Origin of the sequence: Nocardia noduli (assembly GCF_019038455.1) — a bacterium.
Lineage (GTDB): Bacteria > Actinomycetota > Actinomycetes > Mycobacteriales > Mycobacteriaceae > Nocardia > Nocardia noduli.
Window position 1 is genome coordinate 1 of record NZ_JAFMPL010000163.1, and the last position, 10,912, is coordinate 10,912.

Genomic DNA, 10,912 nt, shown 5'->3' on the forward strand with positions numbered 1-10,912 from the left:
TTTTGGCGGACAGCACCCGATGCGATACGCTTTCCCCGCCCGATCGGACGGCTGATCCCCCCGATCGAGAACTATCCCGCCCTCGTAGCTCAGGGGATAGAGCGTCTGCCTCCGGAGCAGAAGGCCGCAGGTTCGAATCCTGCCGAGGGCACCACCGACAAAGGCTCCGCACCAGCACGAACACTGGTCGGAGCCTTTCTCGTCTGAGCGATCAGCCCGCGTCGATGACACGCGATGACACAACCTCACCCAAAGTCACCGCGGCCTCACGCAACGCCTCGTCCTGCGAATGGGTGTAGATCCTCGCCGTGACACTGGCGTCGGCGTGCCCCAGCCACGCCGCGATGACCGCCAGCGGCACCTTCCGGAGATGCATCGTCGTGCCGCAGGTATGACGGGCATCATGAAGCCGGATATGCCGAACACCTGCCCGCTTGACCGCCTTCGCCCACCGATGGGTCAGCGTGTCCGGGTGGTACGGGGTGCCGTTCTCGTTGCAGGCCACATAGTCGCCGTCTCGGTACTTCTCCCCCAGCTGCAACCGGTCCGCCAACTGGCGACGACGAGCCCGCCGCAGAACCTCCACCATCTCGACATCCATAGGCAAGGTTCGCTCCGACGCCTCAGTCTTCGGGTCGTCCTCCACCGCCTTCCCGCCCGCCGAGGCCCGACCGATGTGCACCACCAGCGTCTTGCGCTCCAGGTCGACACCGCTCCACCGCAGTCCACCCAGTTCACTACGTCGCAGCCCGCACAGCGCCAGGAACCACAGGTGCCCGTCCCGATCCTTCTCCAGACTCGCCAGCACCTTCGAGACCTCGGCCGGGGTGTAGGTGACCACCTTGCGCTTGCGTCCAGCCTTCGGCTTGATAGCCCGTGCAACGTTGTGCGACAGCAATTTCCGCTCTATCGCATAGTCCAGGACCATCGAAGTCGTCTCGATCGTCCGTTTCAGCGACCGAGCCGCCCAGGGCCGACGACGCCTCCCCTGTGCCGTCTCGGTGCCTCCCTGCTTGAGCGCTGACACCATGTCGTCCAGATGCTTCCGCGTCAGCTTCTGCACCGGCAACCCACCATGACGCTCCCGCAGCGGAGCCAGGTTGTATCGATATCCTGCCAGCGTCGTCGGTCGAGCCCAGTGCAGGCTATCCAGCCAGTCACCGCACACTTGTTCGACCGTGACATCCTTGCGCGGTACAAAGCTGCCCGACTCAGCCTCAGCCAGAAACCGCGCCAGAGCCTTCCGAGCTTCCTGCTCCGTCCGGAACCTTCGCCGCACCTGATGCCGCTTCCCGGTCTCCGGATCAATGCCCGCATCGGCACGCACTTGGTACCGCACCACCGACTTGCCTGACTGACGATCCGCAACAGTCACTTTCGTGATCTGCGGTGGCAGCTGCTGACGACTCACGCCGCCGCCTGATCGAGACCCGCGATGTAGTCGGCCACCGCCTGCTCGGTGACGAAGCGACGACGACCGATCCGAACCGAGCGGAGTTGCCCGGAGCCGACAAGTTCGTAGTACTTGCTGTGCCCGACCGGAATCAACTTGCGGACCTCGGACTCGTTGAGCAATTTGGACATGACTCGTCCCTCCCTATGCTGCCATCTGGCTTGTTGAATCTTGTTGTGCTGCAACGGTTTCACGTGAAACCGGATCGTCGCCCGGTGGTCCCTCATCCCTCGCGAGACGCGCCATGTCGTACTCAGCGCGCCGAGCCTTCTTCGCCGAGGTCAACGCGATGATCAGGTGCGAGCGTGGTGGCGCGTCACGGTCACCCGGACCGACAGGAGTGATCCGCAAATGCGAGGTATCCGGCGGGATGATGCCAACCGCCGCCAGTTCGTTGCGGACGAATTCGAGGCGATCGGCCTTGTGGTCAGGCAGTGTCTTGCCGGACCACTGTCCGGAGGTGAGGCAGCGTTTCCCGGGTACGCCGAGCAGGTCACGGCGATGGTTCTTGCCCCGGCAGCGGCCCGGTTGGGTCTTCTCCGTGGCGCCCTTGGGGACGATGCCGTAGCGCAGCCAGACCGCGCACTTGTCCGAGCACGGGGTTCGCTGGAGTTCGGCGTGTAACCGGTCGTAGTGGCGGTTCACGCGCTCGCTGTCGGACTCCAGGACTTCGGCGACGGACTTGGTGAGGTATTTGGTCAGGTAGCCGACCTTGCGGTTCATCTCCGGTGTCCCCGCGAGGATCTGGATCGGTTTGGACTGCCCACCGAACCGCATCGTGTGCGCCGGTTCGATCTCGTCCACCGAGTCGATGACGGCGATAGCGTCGTCCCAATAGGTCAGTGCCCGCTTGGTTTTCGGGTCCACGAACGTGCCCGCGGAGTGATCCCAGACCGGCCAGCGCTCCCCGGAGTACACCTCGTTGTCCGGGTCGAAGTGCGGCCACCAGATGTTGACGTAGGTTGCGTCGGTGACCGCGTACAGGAGGTTCTTGGAGATCGAACCCCGGATAGCGATATGCAGGTGTGGGGCACCGCGCTTCTGAGGCTCCACCGTGGCGAAGTACTGCACGTTCCAGCCGACCCCGCGCCGCAGGTTCTGAATCCAGCGGTCGAACAGTCGTTTGGTGTGCATGATGTCGCGGGCCGCACGGGCGTAGTCGTAGCCGTCCGGGTCGACCGGAGAGCCATCCGACACCCAGTCACCGCGCTTGTCCTTACCCGCTGTCGGATCCCACACCCGGTTGATACCGCCGTAGGAATCCATGGTCAGGGTCTGGAAGATCGACGGCCGATACTTGCCGCCCGCGTACGCGGCACCGATCGTCGTGCGGGCGACCTTCTTACGCGGCAGGTCCGGCAGCCCATCACGCCGCCTGGTCGATTTGGCCTTACGTCGAGGCGTGCCGTCCAGGGCGGGGAGACGGCCCCGCACGCCGAGTTCGCGCAGCTCGACATCCAGATCAGCCACCCACGTCTTGATGTCTTCGGCGAGTTCGTGATCACCCTCACGGCGAGCATCGTGGTACTGGCCGAACAGGTCAGCACGTGCCGCCAACACTTGCGACTGAGCCTCGGTGACGACCGGTTCCGGTTGCACGGGTTCATGTTCGGCGCACCAACCCTCGTTGAGCTGGGTCACCCGCACGTACTTGTTCGCCCTCGCACACGCCGGGCAGGTCGTTGCCACGGTGGCCTTGCACGGAGCACCGACATAGGACACACGACCGGTATTGGTGTCGAACGCCCGCATCGGCACCACCCGAGCGCACACGCCCTCCTTCTCCGCGTATGCCTCGGCGACATCGGACAGGTCCGGCATAGCGCGACGCTCAGCCGCTGTCTGACGATTCGGCGGCACGGCCCCGATCGGCTCGGTACCGAGAGGCTGTGCGGTCGTCACAGGGCCACCGACTCATCACGCAGGTCCAACGGGTCAGTGACGACAACCCTTTTGGCCTGGTCGGAATCCGGAGCGGCCACGCTCACCCGCTTCACGTCCTCTTCCGGGTGCAGGAACGCGTAATAGGTGCGGTCGTTGTAGCTCGACCAATGCCCGTGCTCCATCTCCACCTCACCGCGACGGGTGACGTAGAGGACACGCTGCACCGCCGGGGCGATGTGGATCAGGCCGAACGCGCACGAGCAGCCCTGCGGCCCCGAGAACGCCAACCCCGTCCCGTCGCACTGACGGCACACCGCCCACACCGAAACCTCGTGCAACGCGATGCAATCGGGATGCTGGCAATCAGCCTCACCACACCACACGCACCGACGAGCGAAGGTCAACCGAGGCGGACGCAACGGCTCAGCCGACCGGCCCCGCAAAGTGATCACGTTCGAGGTCATCACAGTCACCCGACCCACCGACGCGGAGCGCCACCGTTGGAAGGCCAGCACTCGTAGACCACCGGCGAAGGGATCACCGCGACCGGTTCCGGCCCCACCAGATTCACATCCAGCAGCCCGCCCCAGCAGTAGCACCGCTCGTGCGCACCCTCCGGATCGACATGCCCCCGGACATAGCCGGTACCACCGCAGTCCGGGCACAACACCCACTCCGACGCCACGTGCTGCGCGATGCACTCACCCCGCGAGCAGCCCGACGACAAGCAGTAAATGCACCGACCCGCAGCATTCAGACGCGACGGCCTCAAAGCCTCTACCTGTCGAATATTGGTTTGCGTAGCCATTTCGCGCCTCCCGGTTCGAACCACTCTCGGTGTCTTTCCTAGGTTACCCAGACATCCACGTACTTGTCTATACATACCTAGGAAACCGATCCGGGCTTGTCTTGCACAGCTGGGTAAACTTGCGCTGTGCCGAAGCAGCTGATGGACCCTGACGATCTGCGGCCCGTGTACCAGCGGATCGCCGACGACCTGCGCGATGCCTACACGCCCGGCGGCCAGCTCCCATCGGCTCCCAAGTTGGCGGAGGAATGGGGCGTAGCGAAGGAGACCATCCGCGCCGCCCTCGATGTGCTTCGCACCGAAGGACTCATCGTGTCCTGGCAAGGCCGCGGCACCTTCTATCGCGTACCGGTCGACCCCGAGGAGCCGTCAGCGGACGGGATCATCGAACGGCTCGACGCGATCATGACTCGCCTCGATGGCTTCGAGTCGCGACTGTCGGCGCTGGAGCAGTCTCCAGAGCGCGGAGCCTCTCAGTAAGCCCCTCCAAACGGGCCGATACGATCGCCAAGCGTTCAGCGATTCGCGCCCGATCCTCACTACTGATCTGCATGTATCCAGGCAACCGCAGTCGGTCAGTGGCCGAACCATGTGAATGCCCATGTGAACCCGTGAAGCACCATGTGCGCCCTTCCGCCGCAGGCCCCGCCGCGTATCATCAGCCCCAGAGAACCAGCAGACAGGTTCGAGGAGGGGTGAGCCAGGTGGCCGAGCCAAACACTGCGCTTGCAGAATTGATCACCGAATCTGGCATGTCGTGGGCCGGACTCGCGAAGCGCGTCAACGAACTCGGCACCGACGAGGGCCAGGCACTTCGCTACGACTACACCGCCGTTGGCCGATGGGTGAAGAACGGACAGAAGCCCCGTGGCATCACCCCGGCACTTATATGTCGTGTCATCTCCGAACGTCTCGGCCGTACAATCCGACCGCGCGACATCGGCATGGAAGGAATGGACTCCTTGGCATCACGAGGGCTTGAGTACTCGCCCGACCCTGACACCACGTTGGAGACCATCCGCGATCTCGGCACGGCCTACACCACCGGCGCATTCAACGCCCCGTTCATCCTCGCGGCCCTGTCGGCACCAAGCCGGGATTGGCTGTTGGCTTCCCTCGACGAGCTGAACTCCGACCGTGGCCCCCGAGCAATCGGGATGCAGCAGGTAGCCGGAATCCGAGAGATGTTCAGCCTCTTCCAAGAGATGGACGTCATGCGCGGCGGAGGTCACGCCCGGACGGCTCTGATCAGCTACATGAACACCACCGTCATTCCGCTCATCCGTCGCGAGCACGAGCCCGACGTTCAGACCGCCCTCTACGACGCCGCCGCCGAACAGGCGTACCTCATCGGCTGGATGGCATACGACGACGGAGAACACGGCCTCGCACAGCGATACCTCATCCAAGCGCTGCGACTGTCACAGGCGGCGGGTAACCCGGTCCTCGGCGCACACGTCTTGGCAGGGATGTCCGACCAGGCCAACCTGCTTGGCCACACCCACGAAGCGGTTGCCTTGGCGAGAGCCGGGCGCCACGGAATCACACCAGCCGAATCGGCTGCCTGCTATGCCGACCTCGGCATTCTCGAAGCACGTGCCCTTGCTCGGTTGGGCGATGCCCGCGCCGCTACGAAGGCTTTGAGCCGGGCAGAAGCCACCTTCGGCGCAATCGACCACGACGACGAGCCCGAATGGGCGAAGTTCATCGACCGCGCCTACTTCTACGGCGAAGCCGCCCAGTGCTTCCGGGACTTGAACCAGCCCACGGAGATCGAGCGATTCGCGCAGTTGTCGATTCAGGAATGCCTACAGCAACGACGTGCCCGTCGAGGAAGTCTCAGCCAGGCCGCTACCGCGATGGCACACATTCAGCGCAATGACATCGACGCCGCAGCAGCGAAAGCGAAGACCGTCGTTCAGCTCACCGCCACCGTCAACTCGTCGCGATCCCTCGAAGCCGTCAGCGACCTGCAACGGAGTCTCAAGCCGTTCTCTTCGGTTCCGAGTGTCCAGGACTTCAACCGCGAAGCATCACAGCTGCTCGGCCTGGTCGCCTGACGTATCGCCTTGCGTCACACAAGTGGTTGCTGAATTTCGCTATATAGGATCAAGAGCGCCACGGCGGCGCGCCGCGCCGCCGCCGCGCCACGCCGCACTACCGGCCCCTCGTCGGCAAGCCTCCTCGGAACCGGGTGCGTCAGCGCGGCGGCGGCGGGAGCGCCGTCGAGGCGCATTGGTCCTCTTCGCGTGTTCTGGCATCCGCTTTGGCGACGTGGTAGCACGCAGGCATCTCAGAACTGGCCGCTTTTTCGTTCACCGAGCAGTGCTGGGCACTTCGTCAGCCGTCCCCGACCTGGTCTCCCGCAGCTGCCCACCGAATCCGCCGGCTATCGCACGTGGGGCCTGGCTGTGGTCCGGTCGCATGAACTTCGGAAACCGAGCTGACCTGTGAGGATGAACTGCTGAACGAAAAGTTCGCAGTCCCGCTACCACTGCTCGTCGGGTCGGTTGGCAAGATCCTCATCGATTCGGTCTTGCTCGGCTCGGTACTGAGGGCTCGTCATGGCCACATAGTTGTCTTGGCGTGCCCGGCGAGCAACGATTACCACCGCGGGCAGGTCCCAGCGAAGTTCGGTGTCTCTGCGACGGGTGGGCAGACCGAGCTCAGCCACCAATCGATCAGACAGACCGCGGAACCACACCGCGGGCAACTCGCTGGATGCGGCTTCTTGCTTGCCCAAGCGGTCCGTGACACCGAAGTCGATGTACCGAACGCTATCTGCGTCCAGAAACGCACTACCTTGAGGATCTTCGATGTCGAGGTCTGTGGCTATCGATGCCCCCAAAGACCGGTATTCGGTAACGGTCCAGTGAGCGGCCGCGCAGAATCTGTCGAGATCGTCCCTCGACCAGGTCCAGTCGAAATCTGCTGCCAAGCGGACGATTTCGGCAGCCCGGTCGAAGTCTCCACGCATGACCGAATCATAGTGTCACGGCACCACCGGAGCCCCCTCCGAACGATGGGGCCGACGAGCTGACCTGCGCAGATGAATTGCTGAACAAAACCCGACGACGGACAACCCGCGACGGCACCCTATCGACGGGACGTCGCGTGGTTGCGAAACCCCTGCCTCCTCATGGCCCGATTGTCTGACCTCACTCGGACGAGTCAAGGGAAAGAACGCCCTTGACACGACCTCCCTCAGCTCAGGGATGGCCAGGACGAGGAAGCAGGGGAAGGGAAGTCACCAGGACCTCTCCCAGAAGTCGTCGTCGTCACAACATGCCCAGCCGGGAGAGGCTACTGCCTGCGGATTTGCTTCCGCCACTATCCGTTCCACGGCCACCTCGACCGACTCCATCCAGTCTAGGAATCCTTCTCCGTGACGTTCTCTGAACGCGTCGTAGTCCAGATCGGCGGTCGAACCGTACATCGTCCACCGGCCGTCATCTGTGGGCGTCAATTGCCCACGGTTCGGCTCCAGTCCCTCTCGCTTCATCAGCTCACGGATGGCAGGCAGTACAAGGTTGCCCTGCGCGTTCGTAAGCGGTGACAGATCAAATTCGAAACGAAACCTGCGCATCACGATCGGGAGACTAGAGCACCGGACCGACAATCGCCCATGCATGACCCAGACCAGAGACCACCGCCAATGCCTTCCTGATGTCGGCCCGGATGACACGTCGGTGACACAACTACCCCGGACACAGCCGAACAGCCGGATACCCAAACACCAAGTGGCGCGACAACCGCAACCGCTCGGATACCACGGACAACGGCCCGAGTCTGCCTCCGGAGCAGAAGGCCGCAGGTTCGAATCCTGCCGAGGGCACCACCGACAAAGGCTCCGCACCAGCACGAACGCTGGTCGGAGCCTTTCTCGTTTGCTACGTCCGAGGTCAGTCGACCGGGGTGACGATGTTGAATTGCGGGTCGAATTCGTCGAACAGTCCGAGAACGGATCGGAGCTTCTCGACATCGCCGTCGACGGTGATCTGGCCCGCCGCCGACAGTTTGTCGAAGGTGGAGGGCTGGAAGATGATCGCGACGAGTCCCTGGTGGTCGAGGGTGATGGTGGCGTCGGGGGTGGGGAGTTCTTTGGGCCAGTAGTGCAGGACACCGTTGCGGACCTGGAAGGAATGCGGGCCGTCCAGGTCGGTGATGTTCAGGGCGAAGCGAGCCGAGTGTTCGACGGCGGCGGGGCCGTTCAAGCGGATGGCGGCGTAGTCGAAGAGCAGGTCGATGGGCATGCCCATCACCATGTCCAGACCCGCGGCGGCGGTGGGGACGTCGCGGCGGGTGCCTTCGCGCAGTTCGAGCGCCGCGGTGAGGAAGGCGTTGCGCCACTGGGGGCCTTCGGCCTGGTAGCCGAGTTGTTCGTAGGCGTCGGCCTGGAGGTTCTTGGCTTCGGCGTTGTCGGGTTCGGCGGTCACGACGTGGTCGAGAAGTTGCACCGCCCAGCGGTAGTCGCCGTCGGCGGACGCGGTGCGAGCCAGGTCGATGACGGCCGCCGCGCCTCCCATGGCCTCGACATAGCGGGGCGCCGAGACGTTCTCCGGATGCGGGTACAGGGTGGCGGGATTGCCGTTGAACCAGCCGAGTTCCTTGTGGAAGACGGCTTTGAGGTCGTGGCTGAGGGTGCCGTGGTAGCCGCGATTCCACCAGGCTTTGTCCAGGGATTCGGGGAAGGTGATGCGTTCGGCGATCTCGATGGGCCGGTAGCCGTGGTTGGCGAGTCGTAGGGCCTGGTCGTAGATGTATTTGTAGGCGTCGCGTTGGGATTCGAGGAATTCGCGCACGTGGGCGTTGCCCCACACGGGCCAGGTGTGCGGGCCGAAGTGGACTTCGGCGTCGTCGCCGTAGCGTTCGAGTGCCTCGTCCAGGTAGTGGGCGAATTTCGAGGCGTCGCGGGTGCGCGCGCCGCGCAGGGTCTGGATGTTGTGCAGGCTGTGATTGGCGTTCTCCGCGCAGGTCAGCGCCCGATATTCGGGAATCCAGATATGCATTTCCTCCGGCGCCTCGGTGTCGGGGGTGTACTGGAATTCGAACGTGATGCCGCCGAAGGTCCGCCGGGTGCCGGTTTCGGTGATGAGGTCGGTCGGGGCGATATAGCCGATGGCCGCGGGGGTTATCGCGGTGCCGATACCGCAGGAGACGAAGCCGCGGTCACCGGTCGGGAGGAGTTCGCCGAAGAAGTATTGGGCGCGCCGGGCCATGACATTGCCCGCGAGGACGTTCTCGCCGAGGGCCAGGCGATCGAAATCGAGACCGGGTGCGATGACGGCGACTTTCCCGGAGGCCACATCCTCGCGGGAGGCGAAAGCCAGCGCGCCGCCGAAATGGTCGCCGTGGGTGTGGGTGTAGATGATCGCGGCGATCGGTTTGCGCGGGCGGTGCGCGAAATACAGGTCGCGAGCGACTTCGGAATTGCGGATGCCCTGGCCCGCGTCGATCAGGACCACCGAATCGGCGGTTTCGACGAAGGTGACATTGGCGATGTCGTGGTTGCGCACCTGGTAGATGCCGGGAACCACCTCGAACAGCCCGCCGACGGTGATCAACTGCGATTGCCGCCACAGACTGGGATGCACGGTGTCGGGGGCATCGGATTTCACCGACTGCTGCAATTCGGCCAGATCCCAGACGACCCGGCCGTCCCGGTCGGTGATTCGCCCGCCGTCGGGTAGTTCGGCGATCAGACCTCGGCCGACGTCGTCGTAATCGCGTTGATCGTCGAAGGCGAAATACTCCCGCGCCTGTTCACCGATCGACTTGGTCTGCGAGGTCGCCTCATGTGCCGAAACGGTCATTTCGTCTCCCGGAACTCGATGGACGGCTACACCTGCCCGTGATTCTCGACAGCCGCGTCGGCATGGGCCTCACCCTCGGCGGGTGAACAGGAGGGCGCCCCTTCCCGAACGCCCGGCACGGCAGCCGCGTCGCGCGAACGAATGGTCGGCGGCACTCGGACCGGCCCGACCCCGGATGCGGCCGGTAATCTCGGCCGCATGACCTGCTGCGGACCGTCGCGCCGGACCGCGCTCGGCATTCTCGGACTGGCCGCCCTGGCACCGTTGGCGCGCACGGGTTCGGCTCGCGCCCAGTCGAATCCGGTGATCGCGACCGATCTGGAAGTGGTGACGGTCACCGGCGACTCCGTGATCATGACGTGGACGACCGTCACCCCCGGTGCCGACGGCCGATTGGCGCCCGTCGCGGCAGGCGGTGAGGTCAGGATCGGGCCCGCGGACGCGGCGCAGACCCCGGCCGTGCGGTACGCGGAATCGGAGTCGACACCGTTCCACTACGCCGAGATCCACGGCCTGGAGCCGGGACGGCGCTACCGGTTCGAGGCCTGGTCGGACGGCAATCGCGCGACTCCCGCACTGAACCTGACCACGCTCGCACCGGGTTCGCCGGAGATCACCGGTGAGTTCACCACCCTGGTCCTTCCCCCCGGTCGCCTGCTGCGCACCCTCGCCCTGGCGAACGACGTGCACTACGGCGAGACGGTCAGCGGCCTCGTCATCGGAGATCTTCCTCCCGGTTTCCGCCAGGGCCCCGGGCAGCCGCCCTATCCCGAGGTCATGCTGAACGCGCTTCTCGATGATCTGCGCCGACCGGACCGCGGAGCGCAACGACTACTTCTCGCGGGCGACCTGACCAGCGAGGCCAGGCCCGAGGAATCGAGGACCGTGCGCACCCGACTGGATTCGTGGGGCACGCTCGGACAGGACTACCTCGTGGTGCGGGGTAATCACGAC

General features: G+C 64.5%; 9 protein-coding genes, 1 tRNA gene and 1 pseudogene. 4 read left to right on the forward strand and 7 right to left on the reverse strand.

All coding sequences use genetic code 11. From position 1 onward, the window contains the following. Positions 1 to 78: 78 nt before the first annotated feature. Positions 79 to 154: transfer RNA gene (locus JZ792_RS39285), tRNA-Arg, on the forward strand. A 57-nt stretch (positions 155 to 211) separates the two neighbouring features. On the opposite strand, the gene JZ792_RS39290 is transcribed toward JZ792_RS39285, so the two are convergent. The 4 genes from JZ792_RS39290 to JZ792_RS39305 form a co-directional block, all read right to left on the reverse strand. Continuing rightward, the gene (locus tag JZ792_RS39290) at positions 212 to 1,411 is read right to left on the reverse strand and encodes a tyrosine-type recombinase/integrase (RefSeq protein WP_216917970.1); all 1,200 of its coding nucleotides are present in this window, start codon (positions 1,409 to 1,411) and stop codon (positions 212 to 214) included. Beyond that, positions 1,408 to 1,584, reverse strand: a complete 177-nt coding sequence (locus JZ792_RS39295) for a helix-turn-helix domain-containing protein (protein WP_216917971.1) — start codon at positions 1,582 to 1,584, stop codon at positions 1,408 to 1,410. Before JZ792_RS39295 ends, JZ792_RS39290 begins: the two co-directional genes overlap by 4 nt. A 13-nt stretch (positions 1,585 to 1,597) precedes the next feature. Beyond that, on the reverse strand, positions 1,598 to 3,274 hold the full coding sequence (locus JZ792_RS39300; RefSeq protein WP_216917972.1) for a replication initiator: 1,677 nt from the start codon (positions 3,272 to 3,274) through the stop codon (positions 1,598 to 1,600). 77 nt (positions 3,275 to 3,351) lie between these two features. Continuing rightward, positions 3,352 to 3,675, reverse strand: coding sequence for a hypothetical protein (locus tag JZ792_RS39305; protein ID WP_216917973.1), 324 nt, complete (start codon positions 3,673 to 3,675; stop codon positions 3,352 to 3,354). 596 nt (positions 3,676 to 4,271) lie between these two features. Here JZ792_RS39305 and JZ792_RS39310 point away from each other — a divergent pair. Together JZ792_RS39310 and JZ792_RS39315 are read left to right on the forward strand one after the other, a co-directional pair. Then, positions 4,272 to 4,625, forward strand: a complete 354-nt coding sequence (locus JZ792_RS39310) for a winged helix-turn-helix domain-containing protein (RefSeq protein ID WP_308165627.1) — start codon at positions 4,272 to 4,274, stop codon at positions 4,623 to 4,625. 215 nt (positions 4,626 to 4,840) lie between these two features. Next, complete coding sequence (locus tag JZ792_RS39315; protein ID WP_216917974.1) at positions 4,841 to 6,205, forward strand: NsdA family TPR-like regulatory protein; 1,365 nt, start codon at positions 4,841 to 4,843, stop codon at positions 6,203 to 6,205. 428 nt (positions 6,206 to 6,633) lie between these two features. On the opposite strand, the gene JZ792_RS39320 is transcribed toward JZ792_RS39315, so the two are convergent. From JZ792_RS39320 to JZ792_RS39330, 3 genes are all read right to left on the reverse strand, one after another. Beyond that, a complete protein-coding gene (locus JZ792_RS39320; RefSeq protein ID WP_216917975.1) occupies positions 6,634 to 7,122 on the reverse strand; it encodes a DUF6301 family protein in 489 nt (162 codons plus the stop codon). Between the two features lie 270 nt (positions 7,123 to 7,392). Next, on the reverse strand, positions 7,393 to 7,734 hold the full coding sequence (locus JZ792_RS39325) for a hypothetical protein (RefSeq protein ID WP_216917976.1): 342 nt from the start codon (positions 7,732 to 7,734) through the stop codon (positions 7,393 to 7,395). A gap of 313 nt (positions 7,735 to 8,047) precedes the next feature. Continuing rightward, a complete protein-coding gene (locus tag JZ792_RS39330) occupies positions 8,048 to 9,958 on the reverse strand; it encodes an alkyl/aryl-sulfatase (RefSeq protein ID WP_216917977.1) in 1,911 nt (636 codons plus the stop codon). Between the two features lie 198 nt (positions 9,959 to 10,156). On the opposite strand from JZ792_RS39330, the pseudogene JZ792_RS39335 reads away from it, so the two are divergent. Beyond that, a pseudogene (locus JZ792_RS39335) lies at positions 10,157 to 10,912 on the forward strand (phosphohydrolase); the annotation flags it as partial.